The organism is Streptomyces caelestis, assembly GCF_001279005.1.
In the GTDB taxonomy this organism is placed as follows: domain Bacteria; phylum Actinomycetota; class Actinomycetes; order Streptomycetales; family Streptomycetaceae; genus Streptomyces; species Streptomyces heliomycini.
The window spans coordinates 75,538-95,019 of record NZ_LGCN01000120.1 but is presented as its reverse complement, the minus strand read 5'-3'; the positions used below and the strand labels follow the sequence as shown (position 1 = coordinate 95,019).

The window sequence follows — 19,482 nt, the reverse complement described above, 5'->3', positions numbered from 1 at the left end:
CTCCGGACTGCTGGATGGGGGTGGTCAGCGGTGGTAGGCGGGCATCGGGCCGCGCAGCGCGGAGCCCACGGCGTCGCAGGCGGCGGTCACGTCCGCGGGCAGCGGGCCGGCCTCGGCGGCGGCGATGTTGGCCCGCAGGTGTTCCGGCCGGGAGCCGCCGAGCAGGAGCGCGTCGGTGGAGGGTCGGTCCAGCAGCCAGCGCAGGGCGAGTTCGGTGAGCGGGAGGCCGGCTCCGTCGGCGATCGCGGTGAGCCGTGCGACGGCGGCGAAGAGGTCCTCGTTCCAGTAGCGCTCCCGGTACATCGCGGCGAGCCGGGAGTCCCCGAAGCGGCCGGTGGCGGGGTCGGCCTCGAAGCGGTGCCGGCCGGTGAGGAGGCCACCGCCGAGCGGGTTGTAGACCATCGTGCGCAGACCGCTCACCGCCGCGTACTCGACGTACTCCTCCTCGATCCGGCGGGCGAGGAGGCTGTGCAGCTGCTGCGCGACGACCGGGCGCGGGGCGCCGACCTCGTCGGCGGTGCGGGTCAGCTCGGCGATCTGCCAGGCGGCGAAGTTGGAGACGCCGAGCGCGCGGATCTTCCCCTCCGCGACGAACTCCGCCACGGCCGTGAGGGTCTGCGCGAGCGGCGTGCGGCGGTCCGGCTGGTGCAGGTAGAAGAGGTCGACGTGGTCGGTGCCGAGCCGCTCGAGGCTGCCCTCGAGGGCGGCCCGCAGACCGGCCGGGGAGAGCGGGGCGTGCTCGCCCTGGTCGGGGTGCGGGATGCCGGCCTTGGTGGCGAGCACGATGCGGTCCCGGCGGCCGGGCAGCAGGCCGGCGAGGATCCGCTCGCTCTCGCCGCCCGCGTAGCCGTTGGCCGTGTCCACGCCGGTGAGGCCGGCGTCGAGGGCGGTGTCCAGCATGGCGGCGGCGCCCGCGCGGTCGACGGTGTCGCCGAACGTCATGGTGCCCAGGACCAGGCGGGAGAGCGGTACGGGGACGGACGGGAGCTCGATTCCCTGTGGGCTTCCGTGCGGGCCGGGGCGGGTGCCGGTGCTCACGAGCGGTTCCTTCCGGGGCGGGACGGGTTGCTTCTCGGTGGGTGAACGCTCGCATGACTGCGCGTTATGCGCAAGAGTCTCGCGCGAATCGCGCAAGCTATGCCATCATCGGGTCACTGCGACACCGAGTTCCCGGAGGAGGTCCGCATGTGCCGTCAAGGCGACACCGCGGTCATCGCGCTCGCCGACGACCTGTCGGGGGCGGCGGAGGCCGCCGCGCTGCTGCGACTGCCCGCGCGGCTCGTGCTGCACGCCGACGACCTGGGGCTGTCCGGTGAAGTCGGGGAGGCCGTGGTGGTGGACCTCGACTCGCGGTACCTGGACGACGGGGCGGCGGCCGACGCGGTGCGCACCGTGCTGCGCGCGGTGGGGCGGCAGTCGCCCGCCGCCCGCGCGGACGTCACGGCATCACGCGCGTTTCGCGCAGTCAATTCCCCCGAGTCGTACGGCAGTCCGCTCTGGTTCAAGAAGTGCGACTCCCTGCTGCGCGGGCCGGTCGGCGCCGAGGCGACCGCCTTCGCGGAAGGGGCCGAGCTCCTGGTGATCGCGACGGCCCTGCCCGCCGCGCGGCGCGTGGTGCGCGGCGGCGTGGTCCTGCTCGACGGAGTGCCGCTGCACGCGTCCCCGGCCTGGCGCGCGGAGGAACGCGCCGCGCCGCGGTCCGTCGCCGAGGCACTGGCGCCGCTGCCGACCGCGGACGTACCGCTGGAGGCCGTGCGGCAGGGCCCCATCGCCCTCGCCGGCCGGTTCCGGGAGCTGGCGGCCCGCGGACGGCACCCGGTCTGCGACGCGGAGACCGACACCGACCTGACGGTGATCGCCGGCGCGGCGGCGCTCCTCGGCCACGGCGCCCGCCTCCTGGGCAGCGGCGGCCTGGCGGCGGCCCTCGGCCGCCGGCTCGCCCCGCGACGCGCCCACGGGTCGCCGGCGGGAGCCGGACCCACGGCCGCCCGGCCGCCGGCGACCGCACCGTTCCCGACGCGGCCGACGGCGGACCCGGCGGACACCGGGCCGGTGCCCTCCCTGCCGTCGACGGCGGCCGAGCCCTCGGCGGCCGAGCCGGCGACCGGACCGACCACACCGTCGGGGGCCCTCGGCCCGGCCTCACTCCCGTCGGCGGCGGGGAGGGCGCCGGCCCGCCCCGTGATGCCGTCGACGGCAGCCGGGCCCGCGGCGGCCGGAGCAAAAGCCCCGGCCGGGGCTTTTGTCCGGGTGGCCGGCGAGGACGGGTGGCCGGCGGGAGCCCGGGGCATCGCGCGGCCCCTGCTCGTCGTCGCCGGGAGCGCCGAGCCCGTGGTGGCCGAGCAGGTCGGCCGGCTGGTCGCGGCCGGGGCCCGGCATCTGCCGCTGGCGCCCGGGGAGCTGGCCGGGGCGGAGGGCGTCGTACTGCCCGAACTCGCCACCGGCACGGTGACCGTACTGTCCGTCGACGGATCCGACGGTGTCCGGCCCGGTGCGGCACGCGCGGTCGTGGCCGGACTGGCGCGGGCCGTCTCCGCGGTGCCGGGGCGCCCGGACCTCGTCCTGACCGGGGGTGAGACGGCCCGCCGGGTGCTCGACTCGCTCGGCGTCACGACGCTGTGGCCGGCCGGCGAGATCCACCACGGCGCCGTGCACTGCAGGACCGCGGACGGCCGGTCGGTCGTCACCCGCCCCGGGAGCTTCGGCGGCCCGGACTCGTTCGTTCGTATCGCGGCGGCACTCCGCCCCCGCCATCCCTCTCAGCAAGGAGACACCCAGTGAACGCGCAGCAGCCCCTCCCCCTCATCGGTGTCACCATGGGCGACGGCGCCGGCATCGGTCCCGAGGTGATCGTGCCCGCGGTGCTGGACGCCGCGACGCTGGGCCGGTGCCGGCCGGTGGTGATCGGAGACGCCGCACGGCTGCGGGAAGCGGCCCGGATCCTCGGCGCCGACTGCGAGATCGTGTCCGTGCCGACGCCGGCGGCGGCCGAGTCCGCGCCGGGCCGGATCAACGTCGTCGACCTCGGGCTGCTGCCCGCGGACCTGCCCTGGGGCACGCTGTCCGCCGAGGCCGGCGACGCCGCGTACGCGTACGTCGAGCGGGCCGCGGAGCTGGCCCTCGCCGGAGAGATCGACGGCATCTGCACCGCGCCCCTGAACAAGGAGGCGCTGCACGCCGCCGGGCACGTCTACCCCGGACACACCGAACTGCTCGCCCACTTCACCGGGGTGGAGGAGGTGTCGATGATGCTCTCCACCGAGAAGGTGAAGGTCATCCACGTCACCACCCACATCGGTCTCATCGACGCCGTCAACCGGATCGAACCCGGCCTGGTCGAGCGGACCGTGCGCCGCGGCCACGAGGCCATGGTCCGGGCGGGGGTGGCCGCACCCGTCATCGGCGTCTGCGGCATCAACCCGCACGCCGGCGAGAACGGCCTGTTCGGCTACGGCGAGGAGGAGGAGAAGATCGTCCCCGCGCTGGAGACGGTGCGCCGCGACGGTATCGACGCGCGCGGCCCGCTGCCCGCCGACACCGCGTTCTTCCTGGCCTCCCGGGGCGACTACGACCTCATCGTGGCGATGTACCACGACCAGGGCCACGGCCCGGTCAAGGTGCTCGGCATCGAGGCGGGCGTCAACCTCACCGTCGGTCTCCCGGTGATCCGCACCTCCGTCGACCACGGCACGGCCTTCGACATCGCCGGTACGGGCAAGGCCGAGGCCGGTAGCATGATCGAGGCGCTGCGGCAGGCCGCCGAGATGTCCACCGCCCGCTGAACCCACGCACCGCGAAGGACACTTGATGTCGCCCAACGGATCCCAGGCCCGGCGCGAGGAGATCCTGCGACTCGCCACCACCACCGGCCTGGCCAGCGTCGAGGAGCTGTCACGGCACTTCGGCGTGACCGCCTCCACCATCCGCCGCGACCTCGCCCGGCTCACCGCCGACGGCCGGCTGGCCCGCACGTACGGCGGGGCGATGGCGCTGAACGCGCACCCGGAGGCGTCGCTGCGCCAGCGCACCACGGAGGCGTACGCGCAGAAGCGGGCCATCGCCCGGTGGGCGGCGGCGCAGGTCCAGCCCGGCGAGACCGTGCTGCTGGACGCCGGGTCGACGGTCGGCGCGCTGGCGCACGAGCTGCGCACGGCGCGGGACCTCACGGTCGCCACCACCGGCCTGACCGCGCTGCACGAGCTGGCGGACGTCGAGTCCGTCCACGTGGAGTGTCTGGGCGGGACGTTGCGCCCGCTCAGCCAGGCGTTCGTCGGCCCGCTGACGGAGGCGGCGCTGGAGCGGATGACGTTCGACCGGGTCTTCCTGTCCGCGGACGGGGTGACCGCGGACGGCGGGATCTGCGAGGCGGACCTGCGGCAGACCCGGCTGAAGGAACTGATGGCCCGCCGGGCCGCCCGTACGTATGTCCTGGCGCACGCGGCGAAGTTGGGGCGGGCGCCGTTCCACGCGTGGGCCACGCTGCCGCAGGGGTGGACGCTGGTCACGGACAGCTCGGCGACGGACGCCGACGTGGCGGCGTTCACGGAGCGCGGCATTCGGGTGGTGCTGGCGGAACCGGTGGGGGAACCGGCACCGCTGCAGGAGGGCTGAGCGGCGGCGCCGGGTGCTCCGTGCCGGTGCCGGGCGGGGGGGTCGCGCGGTCCGGCGTTCGCGGGGTGCCTCCCCCGCTCTCGGCTCCTCCCTCATCCTCGGCTTCACTCGAGCGGGGGGACCCCATGAGCGGGAGGTACCCCACCGCCCGCCTTCTCCCCCACCCGCGGCTGCGCTCGGGCGGGGCCCCATCGCCTTGGGGCACCTCCCAGGCCCTCGAGACGCTGGGGGGAGGCGCGACTGCCCGCGGACAACGACAGTGGGCGGCGGTCCACCGAGGGGCCCTCACCCGCCCTCCGTCACCCCTCCCCCTCTCCCTCCTTCGGACCCCCGCCGAACAGGCGGGCCGACTTGTCCTCCTGGGCGAGGCGGCGCATGGCCAGCAGCGCCGGTTCCAGGAGGACCGAGACCAGGACCGCGCGTTCGGCCAGCTCCAGCACGCCGGACACGCCGTTCATCTGCTGGACGTCCAGTTCCGAGATGCGGTCCGCCAGCCGCGCGTAGGGCAGCAGGGACCGCCAGTCGATGCCCGCGTCCATGTCCGCCAGGGCGTCCAGGACCTCACCGAGGCTCCGGACGGCGGCGGTGCCGGGGTTCACCTCCCAGCCCATCGCGGCGACCAGCTCGCGCGCGTCGGCGACGCCGCCCGTCTCCTCGCCCGCCTCCTCCCGCTCCCGCTCCCGCGCCTGCTTCTGCTGCTGGGTGACGGGGCGGGCGTCGGTCACGATGCCGAAGATCTGGTGCAGGTCGCCGCCCTGCTCCGTGACGGCGCCCAGGATCTCCTTCACCGCCCCCACCGGCAGCCGCCGCACGCCGACCAGCGTGCGGACGAGACGGAGGCGGCGCAGGTGCTCCTCGCCGTAGTCGGCCTGGTTGGCGGCCGTCGCCCGGCCCGGGGGCAGCAGGCCGTCCCGTAGGTAGTACTTGATCGTGGGGATGGACACGCCGCTGCGGCGGCTGAGTTCCGAGATCTTCACAGAGCCTCACTTACTCACTGGTACTCACTGGATAACAGATAACGGATCGCACTACTATCCATTGCGAGGCGCGCCGACCGGCGCACCCTTCCCACGCGACGGGGGTTTTGTCATGGGCACTCTCAAAAAGCCGTTATGGTCGGTCATCCTCGCATGCAGTCTGCCGATGTTCATGGTCGCGCTCGACAACCTGGTGGTGACGACCGCGCTGCGGACCATGGCCGTCGACCTCGACGCGTCCACCGAGGACCTGCAGTGGTTCGTCAACGCCTACGTCCTCAGCTTCGCCTGTCTGCTGCTGACCGGGGCGGCGCTGGGTGACCGGTTCGGCCGGCGCCGGGTCTTCGTGACCGGCATCGCGCTGTTCACCCTGGCCTCGATCGGCTGCGGCCTCGCCGGCGGCAGCGACCAGCTCATTCTCATGCGGGCGTTGCAGGGGCTGGGGGCGGCGGCCGTGATGCCGCTGTCGCTGACACTGCTCGCGGAGGAGGTGCCGGAGGAGAAGCGCGGCCTGGCCCTCGGACTGTGGTCCGCGGTCAGCGGCACGGCCGTGGCCTTCGGGCCCGTGGTGGGCGGCGCGGTGGTCGACGGCCTGGACTGGCAGTGGATCTTCTGGATCAACGTCCCGGTGTGCCTGGTGGCGATCCCACTGGCGCTGTCCGTGCTCCGGGAGAGCTCCCTGACCGGCACCCGGCTCGACCTGCCCGGCATGCTCCTCGCCACGGCGGGACTCCTCGCGGTCGTCTGGGCGATCGTGAACGGCGAGGAGGAGGGCTGGAGTTCGGGCCCCGTCCTGTCGGCGTTCACCGGCGGAGCCGTCCTGCTGGCCCTGTTCGTGCTGTGGGAGCGCCGGGCGGCCCAGCCGCTGCTCCCGCTCTCCTTCTACCGCGAGCGGGCCTTCGTCCTCTCCAACCTGGTCTCCGCGAGCATGTACTTCGGCGTCTTCGGGTCGATCTTCCTGCTGGCGCAGTTCTTCCAGGTCGCGCCCGTCCGCACCCCGCTGGAGGCCGGTGTGCTCACGCTGGCCTGGACCCTGATGCCGATGTTCGTCGCGCCGGTCGCCGGGGCCCTGACCGACCGGGTGGGCGGCGGACGGCTGATGGCGCTCGGCCTCTTCCTCCAGGCGGCCGGACTGGCCTGGATCAACCTGGTGGCCACGGCGGACACCCCGTACGCGCGCATGGTCGGCGCCATGGTCGTCGCGGGCATCGGCATGGGCCTCGTCTTCGCGCCGACGGCGGCGGTGGTGCTGGGCGCGGTCGGACCGCGGCACCGCGGCAAGGCGTCCGGCGCCAACAGCACCGTCCGAGAGATCGGCGGCGCCCTCGGCACCGCCATCCTGAGCAGCGTCTTCATGCGCTACGGCGACGACCGTACCGCTCAGGGGTTCGTGGACGGCATGAAGCCGGGCATCTGGATCGGCGTCGCCGTGGTCCTCGCGGGCGCCCTGTGCGCCCTCGCGATCCCCCGCCCCGCCGCCACCGCGCCGGCCCCCGCGCCCGAGGACCGCGAACCGGACCGGGCCCCCGGCCCGGCACTCCGCTGAACCCCGGCCCCTCCACGCCCGGTACCGGGTGAATCGCCCGCTGGACGAGACGATCGACGACGCACGAGAGCGCCGCCCGCCCCCTCCCGGTCAGAACGGGATCTCGAAGTGGACCGTGGACACGCCCGGGCCGTGTTCGCCGGTGGTGCGGGCGTCGAAGATCTCCTTGGCCGTGCTGCGCCAGAAGGCCTCCGCACCCTCGACGTCCACGTTGGTGTGCAGGTAGAGGGAGTCGTAGCCGGGAGTGTTCGCGACGAAGTCGCAGGCCGCGTCGACCAGGGTGCGGGCGAGGCCCCGGCGCCGGTGCTCCGGGCGGACGTAGACGCGGGCCAGCTGGGCGGTGGTGCCGGACGGGTAGCGTTCGGCCAGCCAGCGGGGATGGGGCGGGTGGGCCGGGCCCGTCGAGTGCACGCCGGTGGTGGCGACCACCTCGCCGTCGTGGACCGCCACGAGCAGGGTGTGGCGGGGGTCGTCGAGGTACGTGCCCTTGAGGTCCGTCACGTCCCGGTGCCAGCGGGGCACGTAGCCGTATCCGAACTCCTTGTAGAACGTGTCGAGCATGACGGCGCGGGCACCGTCGGTGTCCGCGGGCGTCGCGGGGCGCACGGCGTAACCGGCGGGCGCGGTCCGACTCATCGCGAGGTCCTTCCGTATCGGGGGCCTCACAGTACCTGACAATGAAAATGATTACCGATATCGTGTCGTCGGCCGCGGCCCTGACGTCAGGGCCGTGCCGTACGCGCCGACACGAAAAGGGGAGCCGTGGCTCATCTGCTGGTGGTCGAGAGCTGGGTCGGATCGATGAGCAGGCTGCTGCCACGCGCGATCCGGGAGAGCGGACACGAGTTCACGTTCCTCACCCGCGACCTGCACCACTACCTGCGCTCGGCACCCGAGGGCACCGCGCACCCGCTGCTCGGGGCGCGCAACGTGATCACCGCGGACACCAACGACACCGAGACCCTGCTGCCCCGAGTGGAGCGGCTGCACTCCGTGCTGGGCTTCGACGGGGTGATCACGTCGTGCGACTACTACCTGCCGGTGGTGGCGCGGACGGCCGCCCGGCTCGGGCTGCCCGGACCGGCTCCCGAGGCGGTCGAGAACGCCTGCCGCAAGGACGCCACCCGCCGGGTCCTGGCCGACGCCGGGGTGCCCGGTCCGCGGTTCGCGGTGCACGAGGAGTGGGCCGAACTCGCCCGGTCGGCAGGGGAGATCGGCTACCCGCTGGTGGTCAAGCCCGTCGACCTGTGCGCCGGCATGTACGTACGGCGGGTGGACGACGAGGAGCAACTCGCCGCCGCCGTCAAGGCGCTGGCCGGCTTCCCGGTCAACGCGCGCGGGCAGCGGCGGGCACCCGTCGTGCTGCTCGAAGAGCTCCTGGACGGTCCGGAGGTGAGCGTCGAGACCGTGTCGCACGCGGGCGCGGTCCACGTCATCGGCGTGACCGACAAGAGCGTCGGCGGGGCGCCCGCGTTCATCGAGACCGGCCACATGTTCCCCGCCGCCCTGTCGTCCGCGGACACCGAGGCGGCCGAACGGACCGCGCTCGGCGCACTCGAGGCACTCGGACTGACGGACGGTGTGGTGGCACACACCGAGATCAAGCTGACCTCCGCCGGGCCGCGCGTGGTCGAAGTCAACCCGCGGCCCGCCGGGAACCGCATCACCGAGCTGGTACGGCATGTCACCGGCATCGACCTCGCCGCCGCCTTCGTGGACGTCTGTCTGGGCCGCGCCCCCGACCTGCGGCGCACGGACACCGGGTTGCGCAGCGCCGCCGTCGGGTTCCTCGTGCCGGGGACCACGGGCACGCTCGAAGCACTGGACGGCGGCCGGGTGCGGACCGCGCCGGACGTCCTCGAGGTGCAACTCGCCGAGCCAGGGCGGCAGGTGAAGGCGGCGGGCAGCAACAACGAGTACCTGGGGCACGTGATGGCGGGCGACCCGGCCGGCACCGGCGCCCGCGCCCGGGTCGAGGCCCTGCTCGACGAGGTGCGGTCCGGGCTGGTGATCCGATGAGCCCCACCGCCCCGGCGTCCGCCCGCGCGGCGACGTACGACGAACTCCTGGCGCTCGCCCGCGCCGGCGGACTCGGCCCGGATCCGGCCGGGTTGCGGATCTCCGTGGCCTTCACCACCCGGCAGGCCGTACGGCACGAGGGGCGCGGTACCGGTTACCGCAACGAGGTGCTCAGTCTGCGCCTCGCCGAGGCCGTCGGCAGTTGCGCGGTCGAGCCCGGCGCGCTGCCCGACGGCGCGGTGGAGGACTGCGTCGGCGCGGACGTGGCCCGGCTCCTCGGGCATCCGCTGCCGCCGGTGCGGGTCGCCGCGCTCGACGCGTACCTGATGCACGTCACCCCGCACACCCCGGAGAACGGGGCGCGACCCGTCGCCCTGCCGGCCGGGACGTCGCTGGAGAAGTCCCGGGTCCGGGCCGAGGCCGTCACCGGGCTGCTCGGGCTGCCGCCCGGATCGACGGTGCTCGTGGTCGGCGTGGTCAACTCCCTCCTGGAAGCGCTGCGTTCACGAGGGCTGCGCTACATCCCCTGCGACCTCAAGGGCGGCGTCACCGAGTGGGGCGAGCCGGTCGTCACCGACGCCCTCGCCGCGGCCGGCCGGTGCGACGCCCTGCTCGTGTCCGGGATGACGCTGGGCAACGGGACCTTCGAACCGCTGCGGGAGCACGCGCTGCGGCACGACAAGCAGCTGGTGATGTTCGCCCAGACCGGAAGCGCCGTGCTCCCCCGCTTCCTCGGGCACGGGGTGAGCGCGGTGTGCGCGGAGCCGTACCCCTTCTTCTGGCTGGACGGCGGCCCCGGCACCGTCCACCGCTACCGCGCCGGCCGTCCGGGAGGCGCCCGGTGACCACCGCCGCCGTACGGCCCGCCGCCCGCCCGGAACTGCTCACCCTGCTCGGCCGCACCCCCGTCGTCCGCGTCACCGCCGGTCTGCCCGGTCCGCACCCCGGTTTCTGGGCCAAGCTCGAAGGGCTCGCCGCGGGCGGGATGAAGGCGCGGGCCGCCGTGTCGATGCTGAGGGGCGCCCGTGAACGCGGTGAACTGCGACCCGGGGCTCCGGTGGTGGAGTCCACCTCCGGCACCCTCGGCATCGGGCTCGCCTTCGCCGGACAGGCCCTCGGGCATCCCGTCGTCCTGGTCGGCGACAGTGAACTGGAGCCTTCCATGCGTCAGTTACTGCGCTCGTACGGGGTGCGGCTGGAGATCGTGGACCGGCCCGCGGCCCGGGGCGGCTGGCAGGCCGCGCGCCTCGCCCGGCTGCGCGAACTGCTCGCCGTGCTGCCCGAAGCCTACTGGCCCGACCAGTACAACAACCCCGACAACACGACCGGTTACGCCTCACTGGCCGCCGAACTCGCCGCTCAGATAGACCACTTGGACGTCCTGGTGTGCAGTGTGGGTACCGGCGGGCATAGCGCCGGTGTCATCGGGCCGCTGCGCCGGCACTGGCCCGCGCTGCGGCTGATCGGTGTCGACTCCACCGGCTCCACCATCTTCGGCCAGCCCGCCCGGCCCCGGCTGATGCGCGGCCTGGGCAGCAGCATCCATCCGCGCAACGTCGCGTACGACGCCTTCGACGAGGTGCACTGGGTGGGCCCCGCCGAGGCCGTGGACAGCTGTCGCCGACTGGCCCGGGGCAGTTTCGTCAGCGGTGGCTGGAGCACCGGCGCGGTCGCCCGCGTCGCCGCGTGGGCGGCCCGTGTCCACCCCGGCGCGGTCGTCGCCACCGTCTTCCCCGACGGGCCGCACCGCTACCTCTCCACCGTCTACGACGACGACTTCACCACCGCCCACGGCGTCGACCCGGACGCCGCGGCCACCCGTCCCGTGGAGATCCCGCACCCGTACGCGGCCGAGGCCACCGGCTGGGCGCGGTGCACCCGCGTCACCGACCCGCTCGCCCGTCCGGAGGAGAACCGGTGAGGACCGGCCTGCGCACCGTGCGCCTCGAACTCACCGAGCCGCTGCGGATATCCCGTTCCACGATGTCCGCCCGTGACGCCGTGTGGCTGAGCGTCGAGCACGAGGGCGTGACCGGTCACGGCGAAGCCGTCAGCAGCGTCTACTACCGGCTCGACGCCGAGAGCCTCGGACGTCACTTCACCGCCGTGGGCGCGGACCTGGCCCGCTTCCCCGACCCGGAGACCGCCCTGGAGGTCCTGCGCACAGGCGAGTCGGCCTCCGCAGGCGCTCCCCCGGCCGTGACCGCCGCCGTCGACGCGGCCCTGCTGGACCTCGTCGGCAAGCGCGCGGGCAGGCCCGTCCACCGGCTGCTGGGCGCCGAGGACACCCCGGTCGCGGCCACCGCCCGCACCCTCGGCATCACCTCCCCCGCGCACGCGGCGGCGCAGGCCCGCTCCCTCGTGGCGAGCGGCTTCGAGGTCCTCAAGGTCAAGGCGGGGGCGGCCGATCCCGAGGAGGACGTCGAGCGCGTACGGGCCGTACGGGACGCCGCGCCGGGCGCGCGGCTGCTGCTCGACCCCAACGGCGCCTGGACCACGGGGCAGGCGGAGGCGTTGCTGCCCCGGTTCGCCGCACTCGGCGTCGAGGCCGTCGAACAGCCCCTCGCCCCCGGTGACCCGGAGGCCCTGGCGGCCCTGGCCGAGCGCTCACCGCTGCCGGTCGTGGCCGACGAGGACGCCGTGGACCTGGAGGACGTACGCCGGCTGGCCGGGCGCGTCCACGGCGTCAACGTCAAGCTCGCCAAGTGCGGCGGGGTGCACGCGGCCCTGCGCATCGCGGAGCTGATCGACGGCAGCGGCACGGAGCTGATGCTGGGCTGTCTGACCGCCAGCAGCCTCGGACTCGCGCCCGCCGTGCACCTCGCCGACCGGGCCCGCTGGGCCGACCTGGACGGCCATCTGCTGCTCGCACACGACCCGTGGACCGGCATCGGCGGCGAGGACGGCCGGGTGAGGACGAGCGATCTGCCCGGACTGGGCGTCGAGCCGCGGGAGGGGCGCCGCGCGGACGTGGAGGCATGCCGCACGGACCCGGAGGGGCGCCGTACGGACCCGGAGGGGCGCCGTGCGGACCCGAACGGGAGCCGTACAGACCCGGAGCAACACCGTGCGGACCCGGGCGGACGCCGCACGGACCCGGAGGGGCGCCGTACGGACCCGGAGGGGCGCCGTGCGGACCTGGCATGAGATACGTCGCTTCCCGCTCGCCGTTCAGCTCCTGCTGGTCAACCAGCTCGGCGTCAACACCGGCTTCTACCTCCTCATCCCCTACCTCGCCACCCACCTCACCGAGAACCTGGGCCTGTCGGCCGCCGTCGTCGGCGTCGTCCTCGGGGTCAGGAACCTCAGCCAGCAGGGTCTGTTCGTCATCGGCGGCTCCGCCTCCGACCGGCTCGGCGCGCGGGGCGTCATCATCGCCGGCTGCGCCCTGCGCACCGCGGGCTTCGCGCTGTTCGCGCTCGGCGACCACCTGGCCGTCCTGCTCGCCGCGTCCGTCCTCAGCGGGTTCGCGGGGGCGCTGTTCAACCCCGCCGTCCGCGCCTACCTCGCGCAGGAGGCCGAGGAGCGCAGGGCCGAGGCGTTCGCCCTGTTCAACGTGTTCGCCACCACCGGCGCGCTGATCGGGCCACTGCTGGGCAGCGCGCTGCTGCTCGTGGACTTCCGTACGTCGGCGCTGGCCGCCGCCGGGATCTTCGCGGTCCTGACCGTCGCACAGGCCCTGGTGCTGCCGGCCCGGAGGGTCGAGCCGAGCGGGGGCGGGGTGCTCGCCGACTGGCGGGAGGTGCTCGGCAACCGCGCCTTCCTGGCGTTCGCGCTCGCCATGGCCGGCCTGTTCACCCTGGAGAGCCAGCTGTACCTGCTGCTGCCCGACGGCGCACGGCGGGCCACCGGCTGGGACGGCGCCGCCGGTCTCGTCTTCGTCGTCGGCGCCGCCGCCAACCTCCTGCTCCAGTTGCGCCTGACCCGCGCGCTCAAGCGGCGCGGGGACCGGGCCCGTTGGATCGTCGCCGGGCTCGGCCTCATGGCGCTGGCCTTCCTGCCGCCGGCCCTGGCCACCACGGTGTCCGGCGGCCCGGACGGCGTGGCCGACGCGGTGCTGCGGGTGCTGCCCGTGCTGTCGGGCGCCCTGCTGCTGTACCTCGGGGTGATGATCGCCCAGCCGTTCGTGATGGACATGGTCCCCGCCTTCGGCCGCCCCGCACTGACCGGCACCTACTTCGGGATCTTCTACGTTGTCTCGGGCGTCGCCGCCGCGATCGGCAACACCGTCGTCGGCTGGGCCATGGACACCGGGCGGGACGGCGACGCCGCGTGGCTGCCGTGGGCGTGCTGCGCGCTGGCCGGCTTCGCCTCCGCGCTCGGCGTCGTACGGCTGCGCCGGCTGGGATCGCTGCCCGCGCCGCCGGAACAGCCCGCCGCACCCGCGCCCGCCCGAGGAAGGACCCCGGCATGACGGACAACCTGCTCACCGACAACCCCACGCTCTACGAGGCCCGTTTCCCCGACCCCGGCCGGCTGGCCGGACGCTGGGCGGAGGACTGCCTGCGCCGGCACGGGGCGGGGAAGCGGGTGCTGGACATGGGCTGCGGCACCGGACGCGACGCCGCGTGGCTGCACGACGCCGGCCGCGAGGTGACCGGCGCGGACCTCTCCGGGGCGATGCTCGCGCACGCCCGCGCGCACCATCCGGGACCCGGGTACGTCCGTGCCGACCTGCACGGATTCGACCTGGGGCACGGCAGGTTCGACGCCGTGGTGTGCCTGGACAGCGCCCTGCTGTACTGCCACACCAACGACCAGCTCGACGGCTTCCTGTCCTCCTGCCGCCGCGCCCTGGCACCGGGCGGCCTGCTCGTCGCGGAGATGCGCAACGGCGCGTACTTCCTCGGCCGTACCGACCTCCTCGACACGCCCAGGGCCGACGAGTTCGCCTGGCGGGGCACCGTCCACCGGTCCGTCACCACCCTCACCGTGGACCGTACGGACCAGTTGCTGCGCCGCAGGCGCGTGTGGACCGCGGACGACGGGTCGGCACCCGTCGAGCAGCGGTCCGCGTGGCGGCTGCTGTTCCCGCAGGAGCTGCGCCACCTGCTGGCCGCGCACGGCTACGAGGTCCTGGAACTCCACGACGGACCCGGTCCGCGCACCGAACCGCCGTGGCAGGAGGGCCTGCTCCCCGGCCGTACCACCGACGCCGACCGGCTGCACGTGGTGGCCCGGCTCACCTGCACGACTACACACTGAGGAACCTCACATGCACGACGATTCGACCCGCTCCCTCCCCTTCCCGGCCCTGCGCCGCCGCGGCTTCCTCGCCGCGACCGGGCTCGGCGCGCTCACCCTCACCGGTTGCGGCGGCGGTTCCGGTTCCGACTCCGACGACGGTGCGGGCGACGGCTCGCCGAAGAAGGGCGGCCGGCTGCGCGCCGCGTTCGCGGGCGGTGGCGCGAGCGAGACCCTCGACCCGCACCTCGCCAACCTGTTCGCCGACGTCGCCCGCGCCAAGGCCCTGTTCGACAAGCTCGCCGACTACGGCGCCGACCTGTCCGCACAGCCCCGCCTCGCCGCGAAGTGGGAATCCAACAAGACGCTGGACCGCTGGCGGGTCACCCTGCGTGAGGCCACCTTCCACGACGGCAGCCCGGTCACCGCGCAGGACGTCCTCTACAGCTACCGCCGTATCGCCGACCCGAAGCAGGCGTTCCGCGCCAAGGCGTCCCTGGAGCCCATCGACCTCGACGCCAGCCGCGCCACCGGCGAACGCGTCATCGAGTTCGTGCTCAAGCGGCCCACGGCCGAATTCCCCAACGTCCTGGCCGCGTTCGGCGCGTACATCGTGCCCGAGAACGCCACCGGGTTCGACAAGGAGCCGGTCGGCTCCGGTCCGTTCCGCTTCGTGTCGTTCGCGCCCGGCCGCTCGGCGGTCTTCCGCCGCTACGACGACTACTGGGAGGGCGCCCCGCACCTCGACGAGATCGAGTTCGTCGTGGCGAACGAGGAGTCGGCCCGGGTCAACGCGCTGCTCGGCGGGCAGGTCGAGTACGCTCACGAACTCAACCCCACCACCGCCCGCGCCCACGAGGACCAGGGGCGGATCGAGATCGTGCGGCTGCGGGGCAGCGCCATGCAGGCGTTCTGCATGAAGACCGACCGGCCGCCCTTCGACGACGAGCGGGTGCGCCAGGCGTTCTTCCTGATCGCCGACCGCCGGGAACTCGTCGACGGCGCGCTGTCCGGCGCGGGCGAGGTCGGCAACGACCTGTTCGGCAAGGGCTACGAGTACTACGCCGACGGCCTGCCCCAACGGGAGCAGGACCTCGGCAAGGCGCGTGCGCTGCTGAAGCAGGCCGGCGCCGAGGGCCTGAAGGTCACCCTGGACACCTCCGCCGTCGCCGCCGGGTTCACCGAGGCCGCCGGCATCTTCCGCGACCAGGCGAAGAAGGCCGGAGTCACCGTCGAGGTGCGGATGGGCAGCAAGGACTCCTACTGGAGCGACATCCTCGACAACGGCTCCCTGTGCTGCTACCGCTCCGGCGCCATGCCCATCGAGGCGCACATCTCCCAGCGGCTGCTGACCGACTCCACCACCAACGCCACCAAGTGGCGGCACAAGGACTTCGACGCGCTGTACCAGCAGGCCCAGTCCACCCGCGACAAGACGGAACGCGCCGCCGTCTACGAGCGCATGCAGCGCCGCCTGTACGGCGAGGGCGGCTTCCTCATCTGGGGGTTCGCCGACTGGATCATCGGAACCGCACGCGGTGTCAAGGGCGTCGATGCGGAGGCGCCCGCCAACACGCTCGACTGGGCGCGCTTCGACACGGTGTGGCTCGCGTGAGCGGACTGCGCTCCTTCGTCGCCCGGCGGCTGCTCCTCGGCGCGCTGCAGACCGTGGCCGTGGTGCTGCTGGTCTTCGCGCTCACCGAGGCGCTGCCGGGCGACGCCGCGGTCGCCCTCGCCGGGGACCAGCCCGACCCGGCCCGCATCGCGGCCATCCGGGAGGCGATGGAGCTCGACCGGCCGGCGTGGGAGCGGCTGGCCGACTGGGCGGCGGGGCTGCTCCACGGCGACCTCGGCACCTCGCTGGTCTCCGGCCGTCCGGTGAGCCGGTACCTCGCCGACGGCTTCGGCCCCACCCTGCTGCTGGCCGTGCTGACCGTGGCGCTGCTCGTACCGGCCGGGTTCGGGCTCGGGGTGCTGGCCGCCCGTCACGCGGGCCGGCCGGTGGACCGGCTGATCAGCTCCGTGACGCTCGCCGTGTACGCCGTCCCCGAGTTCGCCCTCGGTGTGCTGCTGGTGACCGTGTTCGCGCTGCGGCTCGGCTGGCTGCCGCCGACCGCCGTCGGCTACGGCGCCGACCTGCTCGCCCATCCGGCCGCGCTGGTCCTGCCCGTGCTGGTGCTGCTGTCGCGGCCGGTGTGCTCGCTGGTGCGGCTGGTGCGCGCGGGCATGATCGACGCGCTCGCCTCCCCGTACGTGGCGCAGGCCCGCCGCTACGGCGTGTCCGGCGCCCGTGTCCGGTACACCCACGCGCTGCCGAACGCCCTGGCCCCCGCCGCTCAGCAGCTCGCCCGCACCGTCGACTGGCTGCTGTGCGGGGTCGTCGTCGTGGAGGCCCTGTACGTGATCCCCGGACTCGGCACGGTTCTGCTGGGCGCCGTCGCCGAACGCGACGTGCCCGTCGTCCAGGGGCTGGCGGTGGTGTTCGGCGTCCTGACCGTCGTACTGAACCTGGGCGCCGACCTGATCGCCCACCGCCTCGCACCCCGGGCGGGGGTGGCCGCGTGAGGAGTCCGCGTACGGGCCGCTTCGCGCTCGGCCTCACGATCGTCGCCGTACCGCTCGTACTCGCCCTGCTCGGGCCGGTGTTCGCGGGTGAACCGGGGGCGCGGGCCGCGTCCTTCACACTGGGCGACGGCCACTGGCTCGGCACCGACTTCGTGGGGCGGGACGTCTGGCGCCAGGTGCTGCACGGCGGGCGGCCGGTGGTGCTGACCGCGCTCGCCGCGACCGCCCTGGCCTACCTGGTCGCCCTCCCGGTCGGTCTGCTCAGCGCGCTCACCCGGCACCGCCTGCTGGAGGAGCTGCTGATGCGGCCCCTGGACGTGCTGCTCGCCGTCCCGTCGCTGCTGCTGATCCTGCTGGCCGCGACGGTGTTCTCGCCGGGCGCCGTCGGTCTCGCCCTGCTGGTCGCCCTGGCCAACGTGCCCGACGCCGCCCGGCTGGTGCGCGCCGCCGCGGCGGAGGCCGCCGCCCGGCCCGCGGTCGAGGCGCTGCGCATGCAGGGCGAGACGTGGTGGCGGACGGCCTTCGGCTACGTCGGCCGCTCCATGCTGCGCACCCTGGCCGCCGACGCCGGCACCCGGCTGACCGGCGTGCTCTACCTGGTCGCCACGGCCGCGTTCCTCGGGGTCGGCGTGGCGCCCGACGCCGCCGACTGGGCGGTCATGGTCGACCGCAACCGAACGGGACTGTTCGTCCAGCCGTGGGCCGTGGTCGTCCCCGCCGTGCTGATCGTCGCGCTGACGACGGGGACGAACCTCCTCTTCGACGCCGCGCTGGACCAGGGCGGGCGTCGGGGCCCGCGCCGGACGGAGAAGGGAACACGCCCGTGAAGCACGAGGACGAGAAGGGCGCCGACGTGGATGCCGGCAGAAGTGTCGGCGTGCACGCCGACGCGGACACCGACCGGAATGTCGGCGCGCCTGCCGACGCGGACACCGGCGGGGGTCCCGTCGCCGAGATCCGTGGCCTGCGCGTCGTCGTCGACGGTCGGGCGATCGTCGACGGGGTGAGCCTGCGGGCCCGGCCCGGCAGGGTCACGGCGCTGATCGGCGCGTCCGGCAGCGGCAAGACCACCACCGGCCTCGCCCTGCTCGGCGAGTACCCGGCGGGTGCCCACGTCACCGGCGACGTACGGGTGGCGGACGGCGGCCGCGTCGGCTACGTCCCCCAGCATCCGGCGGCGGCCCTCAACCCCGCCCGCCGGGTCTCCGCGCTGCTGACCGACATCGCCCGCGCCCAGGTGCGCCGGCTGCCGGTGCGGCAGCGCCGGGCGGCGGCCCGCGACCGCGTCCTGCGCGCCCTGGCGGAGGCACAACTCCCCGACGGGGAAGACCTGCTGCGGCGCTATCCGCACCAGCTCTCCGGCGGCCAGCAGCAACGCGTCGTCCTCGCTCAGGCGTTGCTGCTGGGCGCGCGCGTCGTCGTCGCCGACGAGCCCACCACGGGCCAGGACGCCCTGACCAAGAGCCGTATCGTCGAGCGGTTCAGGGCCGTCGCGGCCCGCGGCATCGCCGTCGTGCTGCTCAGCCACGACCTGGACGTGGTGCGCGCCCTCGCCGACGAGGTGGTGGTGCTGCGGGCGGGCCGGGTCGTCGAGTCGGGCCCGGCCCGACGGGTCCGGACCTCGCCCCGGCACGCATGGACCCGCGAACTGCTGCACGGACGTACGGAGTCGACGGGCCCGGAGGAGCCGGCCACCGGGCCGCCGGTACCACGGGGGCGCGAACCGCTCGACGACCGCACGGAGTCACCGCCGCCCGGCGCTCCGGCCGGCGACGCCGGACAGCCCGTCCTGCGGGTGCGCGGACTCACCGCCCGGCACCGCGACGGCGCCCGCGGCGCCACCGTGGTGCTGCGCGTCCCCGAACTCGACCTGTACCCGGGCCGGTCGCTCGCCGTCGTCGGCCGGTCCGGCAGCGGCAAGACCACCCTGGCCCGCTGCGTCGCCGGCCTCCACCGGGACCACGACGGCGAGGTACTCCTGGACGGCACACCGCTGCCGCGAAGCCTGCGCGACCGCAGCCCCACCCAACTCGCGGCCGTACAGTACGTCTTCCAGGACGCGCACGCCGCCTTCGACGAGCACCGCCCCGTCGTACGGCAGGTCGCCCGCACCGCCGTACGCCTGCGCGGCACCGACGAGGACACGGCGACCCGGGAGGCGCTGACCACCCTGGCCGGTCTCGGGCTTCCGGAGGAGCTGGCCCACCGGCACCCCGGCCGGCTCTCCGGCGGCGAACTCCAGCGCGCCGCCCTCGCCCGCGCCCTGCTCGCCCGCCCCCGCGTCCTCGTCTGCGACGAGATCACCTCCGGTCTCGACACGCTCACCCGCCGGGGCATCCTCGACGTGCTCACCGCGCTGGTCCGCGACCGCGACCAGCTGTCCCTCGTCCTGATCACCCACGACCTGGACACGGCCGCCCTGGCCCACCGCATCGCCGTACTGGACGCCGGTGAACTCGTCGAACAGGGCCCGGCCGAGGTGGTTCTGACCACCCCGGCCCACCCCTTCACCGCGTCCCTCGTGCGCACGACGACCCGCCTGACGGCGGGGACGGTCACATGACGCACGTGCCCGCTCGC

General features: G+C 74.5%; 16 protein-coding genes and 1 pseudogene. 14 read left to right on the top strand and 3 right to left on the bottom strand.

Features of this window, described 5'->3' with window-relative positions; all coding sequences use genetic code 11:
- Window positions 1-24: 24 nt before the first annotated feature.
- Complete coding sequence (locus ADK41_RS12280; RefSeq protein ID WP_078661900.1) at window positions 25-1,038, bottom strand: aldo/keto reductase; 1,014 nt, start codon at window positions 1,036-1,038, stop codon at window positions 25-27.
- Between the two features lie 147 nt (window positions 1,039-1,185).
- Here ADK41_RS12280 and ADK41_RS43080 point away from each other — a divergent pair, with 147 nt between their 5' ends.
- Genes ADK41_RS43080 through ADK41_RS12265 form a run of 3 tightly spaced genes read left to right on the top strand, consistent with a single transcriptional unit; the run spans window position 1,186 to window position 4,611 of the window.
- A complete protein-coding gene (locus ADK41_RS43080) occupies window positions 1,186-2,781 on the top strand; it encodes a four-carbon acid sugar kinase family protein (RefSeq protein WP_030824280.1) in 1,596 nt (531 codons plus the stop codon).
- Window positions 2,778-3,782, top strand: a complete 1,005-nt coding sequence (pdxA, locus tag ADK41_RS12270; protein WP_030824277.1) for a 4-hydroxythreonine-4-phosphate dehydrogenase PdxA — start codon at window positions 2,778-2,780, stop codon at window positions 3,780-3,782. The genes ADK41_RS43080 and pdxA overlap by 4 nt, the downstream gene beginning before the upstream one ends.
- Window positions 3,783-3,807: 25 nt before the next feature.
- A complete protein-coding gene (locus tag ADK41_RS12265) occupies window positions 3,808-4,611 on the top strand; it encodes a DeoR/GlpR family DNA-binding transcription regulator (RefSeq protein ID WP_030824274.1) in 804 nt (267 codons plus the stop codon).
- A gap of 299 nt (window positions 4,612-4,910) precedes the next feature.
- Here ADK41_RS12265 and ADK41_RS12260 read toward each other — a convergent pair whose 3' ends face one another.
- Entirely contained in the window at window positions 4,911-5,588 is a 678-nt protein-coding gene (locus tag ADK41_RS12260) for a MerR family transcriptional regulator (RefSeq protein ID WP_030824272.1), read from the bottom strand.
- A gap of 112 nt (window positions 5,589-5,700) precedes the next feature.
- On the opposite strand from ADK41_RS12260, the gene ADK41_RS12255 reads away from it, so the two are divergent.
- Window positions 5,701-7,134, top strand: coding sequence for an MFS transporter (locus ADK41_RS12255; RefSeq protein ID WP_030824269.1), 1,434 nt, complete (start codon window positions 5,701-5,703; stop codon window positions 7,132-7,134).
- 90 nt (window positions 7,135-7,224) lie between these two features.
- On the opposite strand, the gene ADK41_RS12250 is transcribed toward ADK41_RS12255, so the two are convergent.
- Window positions 7,225-7,770: a GNAT family N-acetyltransferase gene (locus ADK41_RS12250; RefSeq protein WP_030824265.1), complete on the bottom strand. Its 546-nt coding sequence runs from the start codon at window positions 7,768-7,770 to the stop codon at window positions 7,225-7,227.
- Window positions 7,771-7,896: 126 nt separating this feature from the next.
- Here ADK41_RS12250 and ADK41_RS12245 point away from each other — a divergent pair, with 126 nt between their 5' ends.
- From ADK41_RS12245 to ADK41_RS12200, 10 genes and pseudogenes are all read left to right on the top strand, one after another.
- Window positions 7,897-9,153, top strand: coding sequence for an ATP-grasp domain-containing protein (locus ADK41_RS12245; RefSeq protein WP_030824263.1), 1,257 nt, complete (start codon window positions 7,897-7,899; stop codon window positions 9,151-9,153).
- Window positions 9,150-9,998, top strand: a complete 849-nt coding sequence (locus tag ADK41_RS12240) for a Rossmann-like domain-containing protein (RefSeq protein WP_030824260.1) — start codon at window positions 9,150-9,152, stop codon at window positions 9,996-9,998. The genes ADK41_RS12245 and ADK41_RS12240 overlap by 4 nt, the downstream gene beginning before the upstream one ends.
- Window positions 9,995-11,074, top strand: a complete 1,080-nt coding sequence (locus ADK41_RS12235; RefSeq protein ID WP_030824256.1) for a PLP-dependent cysteine synthase family protein — start codon at window positions 9,995-9,997, stop codon at window positions 11,072-11,074. Before ADK41_RS12240 ends, ADK41_RS12235 begins: the two co-directional genes overlap by 4 nt.
- A pseudogene (locus ADK41_RS12230) lies at window positions 11,071-12,114 on the top strand (mandelate racemase/muconate lactonizing enzyme family protein); the annotation flags it as partial. The gene ADK41_RS12235 and the pseudogene ADK41_RS12230, both read left to right, overlap by 4 nt.
- Before the next feature lie 169 nt (window positions 12,115-12,283).
- Window positions 12,284-13,567: an MFS transporter gene (locus ADK41_RS12225; protein WP_030824252.1), complete on the top strand. Its 1,284-nt coding sequence runs from the start codon at window positions 12,284-12,286 to the stop codon at window positions 13,565-13,567.
- Window positions 13,564-14,358 (top strand): class I SAM-dependent methyltransferase, encoded by a 795-nt coding sequence (locus ADK41_RS12220; protein ID WP_030824250.1) that lies wholly within the window; start codon window positions 13,564-13,566, stop codon window positions 14,356-14,358. Before ADK41_RS12225 ends, ADK41_RS12220 begins: the two co-directional genes overlap by 4 nt.
- 10 nt (window positions 14,359-14,368) lie before the next feature.
- Complete coding sequence (locus ADK41_RS12215; RefSeq protein ID WP_030824248.1) at window positions 14,369-15,952, top strand: ABC transporter substrate-binding protein; 1,584 nt, start codon at window positions 14,369-14,371, stop codon at window positions 15,950-15,952.
- The gene (locus ADK41_RS12210) at window positions 15,949-16,902 is read left to right on the top strand and encodes an ABC transporter permease (RefSeq protein ID WP_030824246.1); all 954 of its coding nucleotides are present in this window, start codon (window positions 15,949-15,951) and stop codon (window positions 16,900-16,902) included. Before ADK41_RS12215 ends, ADK41_RS12210 begins: the two co-directional genes overlap by 4 nt.
- Window positions 16,899-17,729, top strand: coding sequence for an ABC transporter permease (locus tag ADK41_RS12205; RefSeq protein WP_030824243.1), 831 nt, complete (start codon window positions 16,899-16,901; stop codon window positions 17,727-17,729). Before ADK41_RS12210 ends, ADK41_RS12205 begins: the two co-directional genes overlap by 4 nt.
- Before the next feature lie 128 nt (window positions 17,730-17,857).
- Complete coding sequence (locus ADK41_RS12200; protein ID WP_051843119.1) at window positions 17,858-19,465, top strand: ABC transporter ATP-binding protein; 1,608 nt, start codon at window positions 17,858-17,860, stop codon at window positions 19,463-19,465.
- Window positions 19,466-19,482: the final 17 nt, after the last annotated feature.